This is a genomic window from Methylobacterium carpenticola (genome assembly GCF_042748905.1).
Classification (GTDB): Bacteria; Pseudomonadota; Alphaproteobacteria; order Rhizobiales; family Beijerinckiaceae; genus Methylobacterium; species Methylobacterium carpenticola.
In genome coordinates this window covers 3,951,300-3,968,852 of sequence record NZ_JBHZEO010000001.1, presented here as the reverse complement: position 1 = coordinate 3,968,852, position 17,553 = coordinate 3,951,300, and the positions used below count along the sequence as shown (strand labels likewise).

The window sequence follows — 17,553 nt, the reverse complement described above, 5'->3', positions numbered from 1 at the left end:
AATCCCTGCGAGGACGACCACGTGCCGAGACGCCGGATCAAGCTCCTGAGCAATTGGCAGGACAGGTTGTATCTGGCGCTCGCCGAGAGAAGATTTGCCGGCTTCGATCATGAATTCTACATCCGCCTCTATCCCGACCTGCGTCATCTGACGGGCAAGAGGGAAGCTCTCGGACACTACCTCAAGCACGGCCTCAGGGAGGGCCGGTTCGCCACCGCCGAGACCTATCTGGCGGATCTGTTCGCCCGGCACGGCGCGCCGCCCGAGGATTTCGAGCCGGGGCTCTACCGCGAACTCAACCCGGACCTGGCCGCGCAATTCTCCGAGGATTGGCAGCTCACCGCGCATTTCCTGAAGCATGGACGGCCGGAGGGGCGGTCCCATCGGGACGATGCGCTGGCGGATCTGCTGGAGATCCTGAAAACGGAGGATCGGGGCGGCGATTTCGGCGCCTTCCTGGCCGCGCACGGCCTCGCGGTCGGGCGCTGGCTCCTCGTCTTCGATCTCGCGCAGTTCTCCCAGCTCAATGCCGACTGGATCGCGGCGCCCCCCGCCACGCGGGCGGCCGGCCTCCGGCTCTTCGTCGAGGCCGGGATCGACCGCCTCGCCCCGATCCATGGCGACGCGATCTTCGACCCGGCCTTCTACCGGGCGGCCTATCCGGTCGATGGCGGACACGACGATGCCGCGCTCTACCGCCACTGGCTCGTCGCCGGCCTGCAACGGAACTGGGCGCCGAACGAGGCGGCGCGGATCGCGGCGCTGATCGGACAGGCGGCCTTCCCCGAGAGCTTCGACGTCGAGGCCTATCGGCGCATCATGCCGGCGCAGGCGCGGCAGGCGGCGCGCCACCGCACGCAGGTTCTGGCGCACTGGCTGGAGCACGGCTTCGCGGAGGGCCGCACCGCGGTGGTGTCCGGGCCGGACGCCGCCGCCCTCTTCACCCTGGCCGCCGGCCGGGCGCTGCTGCGGCAGGATTTCGCGCTGAGCCACCGAGCCTACGACGAGGCGATCGCGCGGGGGGGCCCGAGCCCGGACCGGCTGCACGGCCGCGCGGAGGCCGCCGCGGGACTCGGGCGGCGGGCGGAGGCGGCGGCGGATTACGCCGCGGCGACGGAGCTGCCCGGCGCGGGCGTGTGGTCGCATCTCCGCGCCGCCGAGGAGCGGGCGGCGACCGGCGACCTGCCCGGCGCACTCGCCCAAGTGCGCACCGCCGCGCCGCTCTGGGTCCGTCATGCGCCCTGGCGCGCGGTCGCGGCCGGCATCCTCCGCCAAGCCTTCGACGCGGAATGCGAGGCCGCCCGGGCCGCCTACCGGGCCGGCGCGCGCGCGCGCGGCGACGGCATCATGGAGGCCGCCCTGCGCCGGCTCGCGGAGGATTGGCCGCTCGCCGCCCCGCTGCCCGCCCCGCTGCCGCCGGCCGCGGGCGGAACGATCGTCATGCTGGCCAATCTCGACCTGCCGCAATGCGTGCATTACCGGGTCGAGCAGCGGCGGCGGCAGTTGGAGCACGGCGGCTGGACCGTAAGGATCTTCGATCCGGGCGGGGCCCAGGCCTTCCGCGAGGCGCTGCACGGGGCGAGCGCCGCCCTGTTCTACCGGGTGCCGGCCTTCCCGGACACGCTCTACAGCATCCTCTATGCCCGGGCGCTCGGCCTGCCGACCTTCTACGACATCGACGACCTGATCTTCGACGGCACGAGCTACCCGGATCCCTTCGAGAGCTTCGAGGGGCAGATCACCCGGGACGAGTATGTCGGCCTCGAATTCGGCGTGCCCCTGTTCCGCTTCGCCATGGCCCAATGCGACGCGGGCATCGCCTCGACGCCGGCCCTCGCGGAGGCAATGGCGCCGGTCGTGCGCAGCGGGCAAGTCCATCTGCTGCGCAACGCCCTCGACGAGCGCAACGACCCCTTCCTGCACCGGCCGGACCCGGCCCCCCCGGGCCCGGGGCGTTCGGTCACGATCTTCTACGGCTCCGGCACCAAGGCGCATAACAGCGACTTCAACGACCTCGCCGGACCCGCCCTCGCGGCCATCCTGGCGCGCCATCCGCAGGTGCGCCTGCTGATCGCCGGCCACCTCAAGCTCGACCCGGCCTTCGCGCCCTTCGCGGACCGCATCCGCCATCTCGGCTTCACCGCGAAGGTCGCCGATTACTGGGAGATCCTCTCGGGCGTCGACATCAACCTCGCGGTGCTCCACCCGAGCCGGGCGGCGGACGCCAAGAGCGAGATCAAGTGGCTCGAAGCCGCCATGTGCGGCATCCCCTCCGTGGTGAGCGCCACCCGCACCTTCTGGGAGATCCTCAGCGACGGCGAGGATGCCCTCCTCGCCGACACGCCGCAGGCCTGGGAGAGGGCCCTCGACCGGCTCGTGGGCGATCCCGACCTGCGCCGCCGGATCGGCCTGGCGGCGCGGCGCAAGGCGCAGAGCCGCTACACCCTCGATGCGGCGGTGGACACGCTCGCCGGCTTCCTGCCGCCGCCGCAGCCGCGCCCGACGCCGCGCAGTCCCGCGCGCCCGAAGCCGCGCATCCTCCTCATCAACGTGTTCTTCCCGCCCCAGACGATCGGCGGGGCGACCCGGGTGGTGCGCGACAACCTCGACCATTTCCTCGACCATGCCGGGGAGGCGTTCGACTTCGCCGTCGCGGCGAGCGACGAGGGCGCCGAGCCGGCGGGCCGGACGCGGATCGATTCCTACCGGGGCGTCCCGGTGCTGCGGGTCGCGACGCCGCGCGAACTCAACATGGACTGGCGGCCGTTCAACCCGGAGATCGGCACGGCCGTCGCGGCGTTCATCGACCGCGTGGCGCCCGACCTCGTGCATGCTCACTGCGTGCAGCGGCTGACCGCCTCCGTGGTGGAGGCCGTGCAGGCCCGCGGCATTCCGCACCTCGTCACGGTGCATGACGGCTGGTGGATCTCCGATCACCAGTTCCTGCTCGACCGGGCCGGGCGGGTGGTCCGGCCGGATGCCGACACGCTGGAGCCCGCCCCCGACGCGCCGCACGGCGCGGTGGCGCAGGTGCTGCGGCGCCGGCGCCTGGGGCACGTGCTGAACGGGGCCGACCGGCTGCTCGCGGTCTCGGAGGCCTTCGCGCGGGTCTACCGGGAGGCGGGTTTCCCGCAGACGACCGCCATCCCGAACGGCCTCCCGCGCCTCGACGCTCCCGAGCGGCGGCCCGGCAGCGGGCCGCGGGTCCGGCTCGGCCATGTCGGCGGGCGCGAGCCGCACAAGGGCGCCCCGCTGATCGAGGCCGTGCTGCGCACCACCCCGTTCCGCAACCTCAGCCTCACGCTGGTCGATCTCGCCCGGGAGCGGGGCTACGCCCGCGAGGAGGTCTGGGGCACGACGCCGGTGCGGATCATCGGCCCGGTCCCGCAGGGGGAGGTCGGCGCGCTCTACCGGGAGCTCGACGTGCTGCTGGTGCCCTCCCTGTGGCCGGAGAGCTTCGGCCTCGTGTCGCGGGAGGCGCGGCTGTTCGGCCTGTGGGTGGTGGCGAGCGACCGGGGCGCGGTCGGCGAGGACATCACCCCGGGCGTCGACGGCTTCGTCGTCGATGTCGGCACGCCCGGCCCCTTGCGGGCCGCCCTCGCGGAGATCGACGGGGACGTGGCCCGCTTCCAGGCGCCGCCGCCGCGCACGGGGCCGGTCCGCACCGCCGCCGACCAGGGCGACGACCTGCTGGCGCTCTACCGGGCGATCCTGGCGGAACGGGATGCCGCCGCGCGCTGAACCCCCGCCCCACAGCCCTGGTGCGGTCTTCGGCCCCCTCCGGGCCCACCCAACTTGATTTGGCCGCAAAGCGGGACCAACCACGTCCTCGCCGGACCGGGGGACGACAGGCAGGCCGCAGGGGAGACCGGGTCCTCGCAGCTTGCTCCCAAGCTTGGGCACCGGTACGGTTCGGGGGCTGCTCGGCGGCCCGCCTCCTTCTTCATCCCCGGCCTTGAAGACGTTCACAGCGTTGCGCCACGCCTCCCTCGCCCTCGCCCTCCTCCTTGCCCTCGCGGGGGCGCTCCTGCCGTCGGCGGCGCGCGCGCTGGAAGCGGTGCGGGTCGGGCTCGACGCTCAGGCGATCGACCTCACGCCCGCCATCGAGCGCTACCGCTCGGACGGCGACCTGATCCAGATCTCGACCGCGCCCGGCAAGGACGGCATCGTCCGGCGCATCGCCGTGAAGGCGCGCGAGACCGGGGCCCGGCCGGACTGGATCGTCTTCGCGCTCACCAACGACACCGACGAGCAGATCGACCGGCTCCTCGTCGCCCCGCATTTCCGCCTCGTCGGCTCCGGCATCGTCTGGCCGGATCTCGGCGGCTCGCGCATCGCGGCGATCACCGCGAGCCAGGGCATCCGCCCGGAGCGCGACGAGAGCCCGGACGCGGACCAGTTCACCGTCACGCTCGATCCGGGCACCACGGTCACCTTCGTGGCGGAGCTGCGCACCCCCAACGTCCCGCAGCTCTACCTCTGGGATCAGGACGCCTACCGCAAGAAGGCGACCGGGCTGACCCTCTACAAGGGCATCATCATCGGCATCGCGGGCCTGCTCGCCCTCTTCCTCACCGTCGTTTTCGTGGTGAAGGGCGCGATCATCTTTCCCGCGGCGGCCGCTCTCGCCTGGTCGGTCCTGGCCTATACCTGCATCGATTTCGGTTTCTTCCAGCGGATCTTCCCTGTCACCGAGGCGGCCGAGCGGATCTACCGCGCCTCCGCCGAGGCGGTGCTCGGCGCGACGCTCCTCGTCTTCCTGTTCGCCTATCTCAACCTCGCCCGCTGGCACGTGCGCTACAGCCACGTGGCGCTCCTGTGGCTGATCTTCCTCGCGGGCCTCGTGGCGCTCGCCGTGGTCGATCCGCCGGTGGCCGCGGGCGTGGCGCGCATCTCGATCGCGACGGTGGCGGGCGTCGGCCTCCTCCTCGTCGTCTACCTCGCGGCTCACAACGGCTACGACCGGGCGATCCTGCTGATTCCGACCTGGCTCCTCCTCACCGCCTGGGTGGTGGCGGCCGGCTTCGCCATCACCGGGCAATTGCGCAACGACCTCGTGCAGCCGGCCCTGATCGGCGGCCTCGTGCTGATCGTGATGCTGATCGGCTTCACGGTGCTCCAGCACGCCTTCGCGGGCGGGGGCATCGGCACGGCCGTGGTGTCCGACACCGAGCGGCGGGCGCTGGCGCTCACCGGCGCGGGCGACGTGGTGTTCGACTGGGACGTGCCGGGCGACCGGGTGTTCGCGGGGCCGGAGATCGAGAGCCAGCTCGGCCTCAAGCGCGGCGCCCTCGAAGGCCCGGCGGCGAACTGGCTCGCCCTGCTCCACCCCTTCGACGTCGACCGCTATTCGGCGGCCCTCGACACGGTGATCGAGGAGCGCCGCGGGCGCATCTGCCAGGATTTCCGCCTGCGCGCGGCGGCCGGCCCCTATTACTGGTTCCGCCTCAAGGCCCGCCCGGTGATCGGGGCGGACGGCGAGGTGATCCGCATCGTCGGCACCATCGCGGACGTGACCGAGGTCAAGATCGCCGAGGAGCGCCTGCTCCACGACGCGGTGCACGACAACCTCACCGGCCTGCCGAACCGCGAGCTGTTCAACGACCGGCTCGACGCCGCCCTGACGCTCGCCGCCCAGGATCCACGCCTCAAGCCCACGGTCTTCGTCCTCGACATCGACCGCTTCAAGCAGGTCAACGACGCGATCGGGCTCTCGGCGGGCGATTCGATCCTGCTCACCCTGTCCCGCCGCCTCGGCCGGCTCCTGCGCCCGCAGGACACCCTGGCGCGCATCGCCGGCGACGAGTTCGCGGTGATCCTGGTCTCGGAGCGCGACCCCGACCGCATCATCGCCTTCGCGGACATGATCCGGCGCGCCATCACCACGCCGATCACCTACGCGGACCGCGAGATCTTCCTCACGCCCTCGATCGGCGTGGTGCTGCACGAGACCGGCAGCAGCCTGAAGCGCGATCAGGTGTTCAAGAATGCCGAGATCGCGATGATCCAGGCCAAGCGCCAGGGCGGCGACCGCATCGAGGTCTACCGGCCCACCATGCGCGCGGATCGCGGCGACCGGCTGCTGCTGGAGGGCGACCTGCGCCGGGCCCTCGAACGCAACGAGATCAAGGTGCTGTTCCAGCCGATCGTCCGGCTGGAGGACCGCACGGTGGCCGGCTTCGAGGCGCTGCTGCGCTGGGACCACCCCAAGCACGGGCGCATCCCGCCCCAGACCTTCATCCCGGTCGCCGAGGAATCCGGCCTGATCGTCGATCTCGGCGTCTTCGCGCTGGAGCGCACGGCGGCCGAACTCGCCGCCTGGCAGCAGGCCCTGGTGGTGGAGCCGCCGCTCTTCGCCTCCGTCAACGTCTCCTCGCGCCAGCTCCTCCGCCACGACCTCCTGCACGACGTGAAGACGGTGCTCGCCCGCACCGGGGTCGCCCCGGGCTCGCTCAAGCTCGAACTCACCGAGAGCCTGGTGATGGAGAACCCGGAATATGCCGCGCAGATGCTCGCCCGCATCGCGGAACTCGGCGCCGGCCTCTCGCTCGACGATTTCGGCACCGGCTACTCGGCGCTGGCCTATCTCCAGCGCTTCCCGTTCGACACGATCAAGATCGACCAGTCCTTCGTGCGCCAGATGGCGAACGGGCGCTCGGTGATCCTGCGCTCCATCGTGCGGATGGCGCAGGAGCTCGGGCTCGAGATCGTGGCCGAGGGCGCGGAGACCGAGGCCGACGCGCAGGCGCTGGCCGAACTGGGCTGCGACTACGCGCAGGGCTTCGCCTTCGGCGAGCCGATGTCGATCCACCAAGCCCGCCAGCTCGTGGGAGCGGCGCCGGCCGCCGCCTGAGGCGGTCTCCGCCCCCGGGGTCAGGCGTGCGCGTCCCCGGCGAGGAGCGGCGCGCAGAGGGCTTCGAGGGTCCGCACCAGCCGGTCGGGGCTCAGCGGCTTGCGGTGGATGGGCAGGTCCGGCCACATCAGGCGCATGGCGCGGGGCAGGACGCCGCCCGTGCAGATCAGCACCGGCACCCCGGCGCGGATGAGCCGCTCGGCCGTGGGCGTCGCCTCGCCATCCGCGAGGTTGAGATCGAGGATCGCGACGTCGACGGTTTCCCGGTCGAGGATCGCCAGCGCCTCCCGGTTCGTCCGGGCCGGGCCGACCGGCAGGCCCTCCGCGTCCGTGACCACATCGGACAGTTCCAGGGCGATCAGCATCTCGTCCTCGACGATCAGGACGCGCCGGCCAGACAGCATCGCTTCGTGTCTCCGCAGGCTCCCGTGGGAACCGGCTGGTGGTGGGTTCGGCCGGCTCCGGGGACGGGCCGTCCCCGGCTCCGGAAGCGCCGATTCGGAAGGCGCCGAATCGCCGCCCGCCACCCTGAGTCGGGGCCGGTCGGGGGTCAATCAACGAAATCTTAACGATCGGATTTAAGCGGTCCTTAACCTTAACGACGGATGGTCGAACCCGTGCGGCGCGGTGCCCAACTCCCGCCGCCGCGGCACCGGATGAGGGACGAGCGATGGGCGAAGCGGCACGGGACGAGGGGTGGCACGAGCGAGCGGCGAGCCCGTCGAACATCCTGCAACGGCTGCTGCTGCGCCCGGTCCCGCGTGCGGGCGACCTCGAACCCGACATGGATGAGGCCTTCGCGGTCGCCGGGGACGAGGATCTGGAGGACGCGGTCTCGCGGCTCGAAACCGAGAACCTCGTCATCAAGGCGGCCCTGAAATCCGAGCAGGCGGAGGTCGCGGACCTGCGCGCCCGGCTCGACGCACTCGGCGATGCCGAGACCCCGCAGGATCTGCGGGTCGATCGCGACCGCTGGGCGACGCTCGTCGAGCGGCTGCTCTTCGCCGGCCGCTGACGGCCCGGCCCGGATCCGGTTCCTCCCATGGCGTCCCGCCCGCGCTGCTCGCTCGTTCTCAACGGCAAGACCGTCCGCGTCGCGACGGGCGACACGCCGCTCGACGCGGCGCTGACGGCCGGCCTCGCCGCCGGCCATGACGGAATCGTGCAGGACGCGATCCCGCGGCTGCCCCAGACCGCCCGCACGCGCCCGCGGCTCGGGGATGGTGCCACGCGCCAGGGTCCGGCCCCCTCCCCGCTCGCGGCCCTGCGCGCCGCCAAGCGCGCGGGCACCGTCCTGTCCGTCACGGCCTTGTCGGATTCGGTTCGCGAGGTCGTCGTCACCGTCTCGCGTCCCCTCGACATCAAGCCGGGCCAAGCGATGGAGGTGGCCTTCGCGGGCTTTCCCGCCCGGCCGCTCTGCCCGACCCAGCACCTCGACGCCGCGACCGAACTCAACGAACTCGTCTTCCACCTGCGCCGGGAGGGCGCCCTCGGCAGCGCCCTCGGGGAGGCGGTCGGCCCCGGCCACGCAGTGCGGCTCAAGGGGCCCGTGGGCAACGCCTCCTACCGGCCCGGGACCGGACGGCTGGTGCTCGTCTCCGCCGAGACCGGCTTCGCGCCGATCTGGGCGATCGCGCGCGCGGCCCGCTACCTCGAGCCGGAGCGCGAGATGGTGCTGATCGCCGGCGCCCGCGACGCCACCGATCTCTACATGCGTCCGGCCCTCGCCTGGCTGCGGGGGACCGGCGTCGACCGCATCACCCTGGTCGCCTCCGCCAACCGGATCGGCCTGCCCGACGTGCGGCCGGGGCCGATCGCCGCGCATCTGCCGCCGCTCCTCACCAGCGACAGCGTCCACGCGGCGGGGGCGCCGGACGTGGTGCGGGCGGTCGAGCGCCTGGCGGCGGAGGCCGGCGCCTCTTGCGCGGCGATCCCCTTCCTGCCGCAACTCAGCCGCGCACGCAGCCTCGTCACCCCGACCTGAGCGGCTCGCGCCGCGGATCGCGGGCCGTCCGGCCGCAGTATTGCCGCGCTGACGCGCGACACCCACTCTCAGCAGCATGCGCCGGACGGGTCACCGGGCCGGCGAGAGGGAGCGCTCCGGGCGGCGGGCGCGAGGCGGACGGACAGGATCGAGGATGGAGCGGGATCCCATCGCGTTCGCGTGGCGCAGCGCCCCGCGCCAGCACGCGGCGGCCATCGCCCTCGCGGCGGGGCTCGGCGTGCCCGTGGTGGTGGTCGGCCTCGCCCTGGTGCGCGACCTCGTCGACGACCTCCTCGCCACCGCGGACCCGTCCGGGCCGAAGCAGATCTTCCTGCGCATCGCCCTGCCCCTGCCCGAGCAGCTCGGCCGCTCGCTCACCCTGCTGCGGGGCTGGCCCGTGGATGCCATGAGCCTCACCGTCTGGGCGGTCGGCGGCCTCGCCCTGGTCGCGGTCGCCCTCGCCGCCCTCGGCTGGCTCACGGCGCGGTTCAGCTTCGCGGCGCAGAGCGCCGGGGTCGAGCGGCTGCGGCACCTCGCGGCCGAGGCGATCCTGCGCTCCGGCCCGGCCGGCCGCGAGGAGGCGCGGGCGCTGAGCCATCAGGTGGGCGAGGGCCTGCGGGCCGTGGACGGCCTGCTCGCCGTCGGCATCCTGGTTCCGGCGCTGACGGCCGGCGCGGTGATCCTGTCCCTCCTCGTCGCCGCGGCCGCGGCCCCCCGGCTCGTCCCCGCCGTCGCGGTGAGCGTGGTGGCGGCGGCCCTCGTGCGCGCCCTCCTCAACACCCGGGCGAACCGCCAGATCGAGCAGCGGCGGGAGGAGACCGTGGCCCTGGAGCGCGCGCTCGCCGATCTCGTCCGGCGGCTGCCCGCCGTGCGGGCGCACGGCACCGCCTCCTTCGAGCGCGCCCGCCTCGGCCACGCCGCCCACTCGGCCCGGCGCGGCCTCGCGCGGGCGGAGGCCGCCCTCGCCCGGGCGCGGGCCCCGGCCCTGGCGCTGTTCGTCCTGCTGCCGGCCATCGTGCTGGCGACCGCGCTCTGGCACGGCGAGGGCCCGCCCCGGCCGGTCACCGCCGGCTCGCTCGCCGCCGCCTTCGCGGCGCTCGCGCTCGCGGCGAGCCTGCTCGCCCTGTTCCTGCGCCAGAACGAGCGCCGCCGCGCCGCGCTCCCCGCCTTCGCGGAGATCGGCCGCATCATGGCCTCGCTGGAGGCGCGGGCCCGGGCGGTGCGCCGCCCCAGCCCGGCCGCGCACTTCCCGGCCGCCGGCCCGGTGGCGCTCGCCAACGTCGCGGCCTACGACCCCGCCTCGGGCGAACGTCTCACCGGGCTCGACCTCGTCCTGACGATGCCGGGCCACGTGGCCATCCTGGGCGGGCGCGGCAGCGGCGGGCGGGTGCTCGCGGCCCTGGTGGCCGGGCAGCTCGAACCGACGGTCGGCCGCGTCACCTTCGCGGGGGTCGATCTGCGCGCGCTCGATTCCGCCGAGCGGGCGCGCCGCATCGCCTTCGCGGGGGACGAGCCGGTCCTGATGGCCGGAAGCCTGCTGCAGAACCTGCTCTACGGCGACCTCGCCTTCGTGGACGGCACCGCGCCCGATCCCGAGCGCCCGCCGCCCCACGCGCCGCATCTCGAGGAGCGGCTGGTGGAGGCCCTGTCGGTGACGGGGCTCGACGCCTTCGTGGCCGCGCGCGGCCTCGCGAGCCTCGTGACCCGCAGCATCGATCCGGCCACCGCGGCGGCGATCGTCGAGACCCGCGAGGCGCTGCGCGCCGCCCTGGTGGCCGAGAACGCCGCCCACCTGATCGAGCCCTTCGACCCGGACCGCTACAACGCCCAGGCGACGGTCGGCGAGAACATCCTGTTCGGCGAGCCGGTCGGCAGCGCCTTCTCGGAGGAGCGGCTCGCCAGCCATCCCTTCACCCGCGCGGTGCTGGAGGCCGAGGGCCTCACCCGCCCGATGATCGAGATGGGCCTCGCCATCGCCCGCTCCACCGTCGAGATCTTCGCCGACCTGCCCGACGACCACCCGCTCTTCGACGCCTTCTCGCTGTTCCCGGCCGCCGAGCGGGGCTTCTTCGAGGATCTGGTGGCGCGCCAGCCGGAGGCGACGGGCTGGCGGCGCGGGCCAGCCGGGCAGCGCGACCGCGCCCGGCTCATCGGCCTCGCCCTGCGCTACAGCGAGACGCGGCACCGCTTCGGCCTCATCGACGCGGCCTTCGAGGAACGGCTCGTCGCCGCCCGCCGCACCTTCGCAGCCCTGCTGCCCGCCGCCCTGCGCTCCGCGGTGGAGTTCTACGACCCGGGGAAGGTGACGATCGCCGCGAGCCTGGAGGAGAACCTGCTGTTCGGCCGCATCGCGGGAGCGGAGGCCGGAGCCGGCACGCGGGTGCGCGCGGTGATGCAGCGGGTGCTCGCCGAGCGCGGTCTGGAGCGGACCGTGTTCCGCTTCGGCCTGTCGGCCCGGGTCGATCCCCGCGCCGCCGAGACCGGGCTCGTCGCCCGCGGCGGGGCCGGGGCGCTCACGGCGGCGGAGCGCAGCGCGATCGACCTCGCCCGCTGCCTCGTGCGCCAGCCCGACATCCTGGTCGTGGGCCTCGCCCTCGACGAGCGCAGCCCGGCGGAGAACCGCGCGGGTCTCGCCCGCCTGCGGGCGGCGCGAGCCGGCCGCGGCCTCGTCGTCTGCCTGCCGAACGAGGCGAGCCTGCCGCCGGACGCGCCCTTCGACGCGGTGATCCGCGCCGAGCGCAACACCGCGATGCTCGTGACGCCGCTCCCCCCGACGCCACCGCAGGCGGAAACCGAAGCCCTCTTGCGGGATGGGGGCAATCCGGGGAACCTCGCGCGTGAGACCGCCGTTCGTGAGGGAGTGAGCGCGTGGAGATGATCGAGGTTCCGCAACGATGCGATCGGCGGTCGTCCGGAGTGGCCCATTTGCGTCATCCTAACGCAGCGGCACCGCGCGACCCGATGGCGAGGAACGTCCTGTGCGAAGCCGCACATTCTTTTGGGCCGAAGCGGATCACCGTGCGGCCATGACACAGAAGGGTCTCACCGCGCCGGATAGCCTCACGCTCCGCTTCTGGGGCGTGCGGGGGTCGATCTGCGCCTCCGGCCCGAACTTCGTTGAGTTCGGGGGGCATACGCCCTGCGTCGAGATACGCTGCGGCGAACGCCTGTTCGTGATCGATGCCGGGACGGGCCTCAACGCGCTCGGCGCCCATCACGGGGCCGACCTGCCCCAGCGCATCGACCTTCTGTTCAGCCACCTGCATCTCGACCACGTCACCGGGCTCGCCTTCCTCAAGCCCGCCGTCCTCGACAAGACGCGCGAGATCCACACCTATTGCGGCAATCTCGACGGCCAGAGCGCCGAGGAGCCGCTGAACCGCCTGTTCTCGCCGCCTCTGTTTCCCATCAGCCTCGACGCCTTCCCGGCCCGCTTCGTCCATCACGGCTTCCGGGCGGGGGAAACCCTGACCTTCCCGGACGGGATCGAGGTCGACACGCTGCCGCTGCTGCACCCCCAAGGGTCGACCGGCTACCGCTTCCGGCACGCGGGCCGCACCGTCTGCTACATCAGCGACATCGAGCACAGCGAGCCCTGGCCCGAGCGGAACCTGCTCCGCTTCGTGGAGGGGGCGGATCTCGTCGTCTACGACGGCATGTTCACCGAGGGCGAATATCCGGCCTGCCGCGGCTGGGGTCACTCGACCTGGGAGAAGGGCGTGGAACTCTGCCAAGCCGCCAAGGTCGGCCAGCTCGGCATCATCCACCTCTATCCCCAGCACGGCGACGCGATGCTGCGGGACATGGAGCGCGCCATGCAGGCCGCCATGCCCACCGCCTTCATCGCCCGCGAGCGGCAGAAGATCGTGCTGCCGGCCGAGGCGCGGGTTCCCGAGCTGGTCTGAGCGGCCGCCGATCCCATCGGCCACGGTGCGGCGCGGCGTTCTCGCCCGCGCGTTCCGCAAGGCTCGGTGCTGCTTGCGCCTGTTCTGCCCGACCCGGTCCGACGGCGGCAGACTATCCGGCCTTCTCGCGAATGATCAGCCGCTTTGCCCGGGCGCGTCAGCACGACCTCGGAACAGGGCAATCGTCGACAGGATGAAGGAACGGCCCTCGCCAATACCTATCCGACGAGAATCCACCCGCTCCAACATCGGTCATTCAACGAGAAGCCCGGCCAGAAGCATACGATAGCTTCTCCATGGTCGAGCCGGATCGATCCGGGTCGGAAACCACCGCTCCTCAACAGTCCCGCAAGGTTTCCTCGCTATCGCGTCCTTGCGTCAGACGCGAGGCGATGCGGCATGTCGGAATCCTTGATGACCCGAGCACGACCGTGGGCGCGGCCCACGCTCCTGCTCGTCATCGGCGGAGTCCTGCTCCCGAACGCGCTCTTCTTCGCGCTGGACACGGTCCTGGCCCTTCCGGAACGGGCGAGCGCCCTCTGCCTCTACGCCGCCGTCGCCCTGCTCTGCGGATGGACGCCGCCGGCCCTGGTCACCGGGCTCTACCTCGCGGTGCTCGCGACCGATCTCTGGCTGATCGTCGCGCAGATGTTCTTCCTCGACATCGGCGCCCTCGCGGGCTGGCTGCGAATGGTGCCGGAACTCGACCTTCTGGCCTCCCCGCTCTACGGCGTGATGATCGGGACGATCGGGATCCTCGCGGCGGCGAATCTCGCCTTCCTGGGCCGTCACGCGGCGGCGATGGCCGCCGGCAGCCGCCCGGCCCTGATCGGCGCCCTGCTGGCAGTCCTCGGAGCGGACATCCTTCTCGATCGCTCACCCGGCTCGGCGGCGCCCTGGGCCGGCCTCGCCCAGCCCTTCGAATCGGCGGTGGAGCGCTCGGACTTCGCCGCGGTCGCGCGCAATCCCGGCCGCAGCCGGCACGTGCTCCTCGTCCTCGTGGAGAGCCTCGGGGTCCTGCGCGACCGGCAGGCGCAGGCGCTCCTGCTGTCCCCCTTCGACGACCCCGCCCTCGCGCGCCAGTTCACGGTGCGGACCGGCACCACGACCTTCTTCGGCGCCACGGCCCATGGCGAGATGCGGGAACTCTGCCAGTCGCGGGAACCCTACCGCGCGGTCCTGGCGGGCGGCCATCCCGGCTGCCTGCCGGAGGCCTTCGCGGCGCACGGCTTCCGCACGGTCTCCGTGCACGGATTCAGCCAGACCTTCTACGAGCGCAAGCGCTGGTATCCGCTCATCGGCTTCGTGCGCAGCGTGTTCCAGGAGAACCTCGGCAAGCCCTACCGGCGCTGCGGCGGCACCTTCGCGGGCCCCTGCGACGTCGACCTCGCGGAGACGATCCGGACGCGGATGGCGGAGGCCGAGCAGCCCCTCTTCGTCTACTGGCTGACCCTCAATTCGCACGTTCCGGTCAAGCCCGGCCAGGCGACCCGCCGCTTCGGCTGCGAGACGGGCGGCCCCTTCGGCGACGCCGAGGTCTGCACGATGGCGGAGATCTGGCTCGACCTGTTCGACGCGATCAAGCGCATCGCCCGCGACAACCCGGACGCGGAGATCCTGCTCGCGGGGGATCACGCTCCGCCCCTGTGGCGGCGGTCGTCGCGCGAGCTGTTCGAGCCCGACCGCGTGCAATGGATCCGCCTCTCGCCCCGCCCGATCACCACCGCCGCGGGTCCGTGAGGCGGGCCGCCGCGCCGGTCCGGGCGGTTCAGACGATCGCCGCCGCGTAGCCGGCGAGCAGCGCGGCGCCGAGCACGAGCACGAAGGCCGCCGCGAGGAGTTCGAGCGCGCCGATCGCGATGGCTCCCCCCTCCCCGCGCCCGCCCGCGAGGCGCAGGGCCAAAGCCTTGGCGAAGACGGCGAGCGTCGCGAGGGCCGCGGTGGTGAGGGCGGTGCCCAACGCCATCGCCAGCGTGGCGAGCACCCCGGCGAGGAAGACCCCCTGGGACAGGGCGAAGACCAGGACCAGGATCGCCCCGGCGCAGGGGCGCGTGCCCGCCGCGAAGACGACGCCCGCCTGCTCCCGCCAGGTGTCGAGGCGCTCGATCCGCCCCCCATCCGCCAGCACCGCGTGGCCGCAATCCGGCCCGCAGGCGGCCGCATCCGCTCCCTGGAGGCGCCGGGCGAGCGCGCCGGCCTTGCGCCAGGTCACGGCGAGCCCGAGGAGCGCCACGCAGGCGAAGCCCGCGGTCTCGACCCAGCGCCCGGCCTCCGTCAGCCCGGCCGCCGTGAGGCGCAGCACCGCCGCGCCGCCGCCGACCAGGGCGAGCGCGACCCCGGCCTGGAGCAGGGCCGCCGCCGCGCTCAGGGCGAGCCCGCGGGCGAGCGCCCGCTCGCCCGCCACGATGTAGCCCGCGATCACCGCCTTGCCGTGACCGGGCCCGGCCGCGTGGAAGACCCCGTAGGCGAAGCCGAGGCCGGCGAGTAGGCCGTAGCCCTCCTGCCCCGTCCGCACCGCCGAGACCGCGGCCTGGAGGCTGCGCGAGAAGCCGGCCTGCATCGCGAGCAGCCACGCGCCGAGGCTCCCCGCCCCGGACGGCGCCGCCTCGCGAAAGCCCATCCCGAAGGGCGAGCGCGGCGGCGGCGCGAAGCCGGGGGCGATCAGGGCGACGAGCCCGGCGAGCAGGAGCGCCGCCGCGGCCAGAGCCGCCAGGGCGAGCCCCAGCCGCAGCAGGGCCGCGCGGCCCCGGGAATCCGGCAGCGCGGCGCTGCTCACGAGCATGAGACGGTGATCCGGTTGGCGAATTGCACGCCGTAATTCGCCGCATCGGTGAGCGCGGCGAAGAAGGATTCCGACATGCCGGTCTTGGGCGCTCCGCCCTTGGGGCGATGCGCCGCGGCCTTGCAGGTCGCGGGCGCCCCCGTGAGCGCGGCCGCCCCGTCGCCCTCCGCGAGGCTGAAGGCGACGAAATAGGTCGGGTCGTAGACCTCGAGGGCGAGGGCGCCGCGGGCGGGCGTCTTCAGCGGCAGCGTGAAGTGCAGGGTGAGCTGGCCGTCCGCGTAGGTCATGGCCGAGGCTTCCGGCCCGCCGAAATCCTGGCGGCGGCCGTCGATCTTCAGGCTGGTGAAGTAGCCGGATTCGCCGAGGTTGTCGGTGTTGTCGCGGGCGAGCGCGGCCAGCGCCTCGGCGCCCGGGCCGCCCTGGCCCAGCCCCTGGACCGTGAAGGCGGAGTAGGACGGGTCGAAGGTCCAGGCATGACGGATCGCCGTCACCCGGCCGTCGGCGGCGAAGACGAACTCCGCCCGGGTCGTGACCCAGACATGCGGATGGGCCTCGGCGGCGAGCGTGGTCGCGGCGAGGAGGATCCCGGCCAGGGCGGGGATGCGCAGTCGAATCGGCTTGATCACGTCCGGCACGCTCGCCCCCGATGGTTAAGCGACGGTGAAGGGCGGGCCAGTGCTCCCGCGTCACTGCGGCGAAAGCGGGGCGCCCGCCTGCGCGTGCAGCCACGCGCGGAAGCGTGCCACCTTCGGCGGATCGGGCTCGTCCGGCGTGACGAAGAAGAAGGCGTAGGGGCTCGGCACCTCCTCGGCGAAGGGGCGCACGAGGCTGACGGGATCGAGCAGGTCGCCGCCGAGCACCCGGGTGGCGAGGGCGACGCCCTGGCCGGCGGTCGCCGCCTGCAGCACCATGAAGGTGTGGGTGAAGGTCGGCCCGCGCTGGGCGCCGATGCCCGGCGCGCCGACCGCGGCGAGCCATTCCCGCCAGCCGACCATGTCGGCGTCGAGCGGGTCGTCGTCGTGCAGCAGGGTGTGCTGCGCGAGATCCTCCAGCCGCCGCAGCGGCGGGGTCCCGTCCCGCAGGCGCGGGCTGCAGACGGGGAACACCACGTCGCGCAGCAGGAGTTCCGTGCGCACGCCCGCATAGCCGCCCTTGCCGTGGCGGATGGCGCAATCGGCCGCCTCCCGGCCGAAATCGATCAACCGGTTGTTGGCGACGATCCGCACGTCGAGATCGGGATTGGCGTCGCGGAACCCGCCGATCCGCGGGATCAGCCACAGCGCCGCGAAGGAATGCGTGGTGTTGACGGTGAGCACGGTGTCGTCGCTGCGCCGCCGCAGAGCCGTGGCCGCCGCCGCCACCCCGTCGAGCAGGCTGCCAGCGGCCTCGGCGAACCGCGCCCCGGCCGGGGTGAGCACCACCCCGCGGCTCGGCAGGCGGCGGAACAGGGGCAGGCCGAACCACGCCTCCAGCGCCTTGACCTGCTGGGCCACCGCGCCCGCGCTGACGCCGAGTTCCTCCCCCGCCTCCTGGAAGGTGGCATGGCGGGAGGCCGCCTCGAAGGCGCGCACGGCGTTGAGCGGCGGCAGGCGTCGCTGACCCATGAATCAGCCTTCCATGACTCAGTTTTCCTATGCCGTGGCCCCAGAGCTTCTGGTTTGCTCCCGGCCCGCTCCGGACGCAAGATCCCTCTCACATCGCCCCCGATCCGATCGAGGAGAGAGCCATGACGACCCTCGTCACAGGCCGAGGAAATCTGCGTCTTGTTCCCGCCATCACCGTGCGTCCGGCGCCTTCGCGGCGGGCCCTGGCGCTGATCGAGCGCCTCGAACTCTGGGCGCAGCGGCACCGGCAGCGGCGGGACCTCCAGTCCCTGCCGGAGCGGACGCTGATGGATCTCGGCCTGTCCCGCGCCGACGCCAGCCGCGAAGCCGGCAAGCCCTTCTGGCGGGATTAAGCATCACGCGCCGAAACGGTCCCCGGTGCGGCTGCGACACTCGGCCTTTCCGGGGCTCCGCACGCGCAACGG

At 73.2% G+C, this 17,553-nt stretch carries 12 protein-coding genes; 8 read left to right on the top strand and 4 right to left on the bottom strand.

Annotation, left to right across the window (positions count from 1 at the left end; genetic code table 11):
- Positions 1–21: 21 nt before the first annotated feature.
- Positions 22–3,741: a glycosyltransferase gene (locus ACE101_RS18555; protein WP_379132466.1), complete on the top strand. Its 3,720-nt coding sequence runs from the start codon at positions 22–24 to the stop codon at positions 3,739–3,741.
- 232 nt (positions 3,742–3,973) lie between these two features.
- The gene (locus tag ACE101_RS18550) at positions 3,974–6,853 is read left to right on the top strand and encodes an EAL domain-containing protein (protein WP_379138782.1); all 2,880 of its coding nucleotides are present in this window, start codon (positions 3,974–3,976) and stop codon (positions 6,851–6,853) included.
- A gap of 20 nt (positions 6,854–6,873) precedes the next feature.
- On the opposite strand, the gene ACE101_RS18545 is transcribed toward ACE101_RS18550, so the two are convergent.
- Positions 6,874–7,257 carry a response regulator gene (locus ACE101_RS18545; RefSeq protein WP_379132463.1) on the bottom strand — a complete coding sequence of 128 codons (384 nt, stop codon included), beginning with the start codon at positions 7,255–7,257 and terminating at the stop codon, positions 6,874–6,876.
- A 266-nt stretch (positions 7,258–7,523) separates the two neighbouring features.
- On the opposite strand from ACE101_RS18545, the gene ACE101_RS18540 reads away from it, so the two are divergent.
- The 5 genes from ACE101_RS18540 to ACE101_RS18520 all read left to right on the top strand — a co-directional run bounded on the left by ACE101_RS18540 (position 7,524) and on the right by ACE101_RS18520 (position 14,482).
- Positions 7,524–7,868 carry a hypothetical protein gene (locus tag ACE101_RS18540; RefSeq protein ID WP_379132461.1) on the top strand — a complete coding sequence of 115 codons (345 nt, stop codon included), beginning with the start codon at positions 7,524–7,526 and terminating at the stop codon, positions 7,866–7,868.
- 27 nt (positions 7,869–7,895) lie between these two features.
- Positions 7,896–8,837, top strand: a complete 942-nt coding sequence (locus ACE101_RS18535; RefSeq protein ID WP_379132458.1) for a ferredoxin reductase domain-containing protein — start codon at positions 7,896–7,898, stop codon at positions 8,835–8,837.
- Positions 8,838–8,991: 154 nt separating this feature from the next.
- Positions 8,992–11,715, top strand: a complete 2,724-nt coding sequence (locus ACE101_RS18530; protein WP_379132456.1) for an ABC transporter ATP-binding protein — start codon at positions 8,992–8,994, stop codon at positions 11,713–11,715.
- A gap of 148 nt (positions 11,716–11,863) precedes the next feature.
- Entirely contained in the window at positions 11,864–12,742 is an 879-nt protein-coding gene (locus tag ACE101_RS18525) for an MBL fold metallo-hydrolase (RefSeq protein ID WP_379132453.1), read from the top strand.
- Positions 12,743–13,156: 414 nt separating this feature from the next.
- Positions 13,157–14,482: a sulfatase-like hydrolase/transferase gene (locus ACE101_RS18520; protein ID WP_379132450.1), complete on the top strand. Its 1,326-nt coding sequence runs from the start codon at positions 13,157–13,159 to the stop codon at positions 14,480–14,482.
- 28 nt (positions 14,483–14,510) lie between these two features.
- Here ACE101_RS18520 and ACE101_RS18515 read toward each other — a convergent pair whose 3' ends face one another.
- From ACE101_RS18515 to gcvA, 3 genes are read right to left on the bottom strand one after another with little or no spacing between them, the layout of a single operon-like run.
- Complete coding sequence (locus ACE101_RS18515) at positions 14,511–15,524, bottom strand: nickel/cobalt transporter (RefSeq protein WP_379132448.1); 1,014 nt, start codon at positions 15,522–15,524, stop codon at positions 14,511–14,513.
- Complete coding sequence (locus tag ACE101_RS18510) at positions 15,515–16,159, bottom strand: DUF1007 family protein (RefSeq protein WP_379132445.1); 645 nt, start codon at positions 16,157–16,159, stop codon at positions 15,515–15,517. Before ACE101_RS18510 ends, ACE101_RS18515 begins: the two co-directional genes overlap by 10 nt.
- Positions 16,160–16,210: 51 nt before the next feature.
- Entirely contained in the window at positions 16,211–17,128 is a 918-nt protein-coding gene (gene gcvA, locus ACE101_RS18505) for a transcriptional regulator GcvA (RefSeq protein ID WP_379132442.1), read from the bottom strand.
- Positions 17,129–17,250: 122 nt separating this feature from the next.
- Between gcvA and ACE101_RS18500 the strand changes: the two genes are divergently transcribed.
- Positions 17,251–17,481 carry a DUF1127 domain-containing protein gene (locus tag ACE101_RS18500; RefSeq protein ID WP_379132439.1) on the top strand — a complete coding sequence of 77 codons (231 nt, stop codon included), beginning with the start codon at positions 17,251–17,253 and terminating at the stop codon, positions 17,479–17,481.
- Positions 17,482–17,553: the final 72 nt, after the last annotated feature.

What these genes read in the sequence shown, in the direction of transcription:
- ACE101_RS18545 (WP_379132463.1), bottom strand. Translation starts at nt 7,257, where the DNA reads ATGCTGTCTGGCCGGCGCGTCCTGATCGTCGAGGACGAGATGCTGATC.
- ACE101_RS18540 (WP_379132461.1), top strand. Translation starts at nt 7,524, where the DNA reads ATGGGCGAAGCGGCACGGGACGAGGGGTGGCACGAGCGAGCGGCGAGC.
- ACE101_RS18535 (WP_379132458.1), top strand. Translation starts at nt 7,896, where the DNA reads ATGGCGTCCCGCCCGCGCTGCTCGCTCGTTCTCAACGGCAAGACCGTC.
- ACE101_RS18530 (WP_379132456.1), top strand. Translation starts at nt 8,992, where the DNA reads ATGGAGCGGGATCCCATCGCGTTCGCGTGGCGCAGCGCCCCGCGCCAG.
- ACE101_RS18525 (WP_379132453.1), top strand. Translation starts at nt 11,864, where the DNA reads ATGACACAGAAGGGTCTCACCGCGCCGGATAGCCTCACGCTCCGCTTC.
- ACE101_RS18520 (WP_379132450.1), top strand. Translation starts at nt 13,157, where the DNA reads ATGACCCGAGCACGACCGTGGGCGCGGCCCACGCTCCTGCTCGTCATC.
- ACE101_RS18515 (WP_379132448.1), bottom strand. Translation starts at nt 15,524, where the DNA reads ATGCTCGTGAGCAGCGCCGCGCTGCCGGATTCCCGGGGCCGCGCGGCC.
- gcvA (WP_379132442.1), bottom strand. Translation starts at nt 17,128, where the DNA reads ATGGGTCAGCGACGCCTGCCGCCGCTCAACGCCGTGCGCGCCTTCGAG.
- ACE101_RS18500 (WP_379132439.1), top strand. Translation starts at nt 17,251, where the DNA reads ATGACGACCCTCGTCACAGGCCGAGGAAATCTGCGTCTTGTTCCCGCC.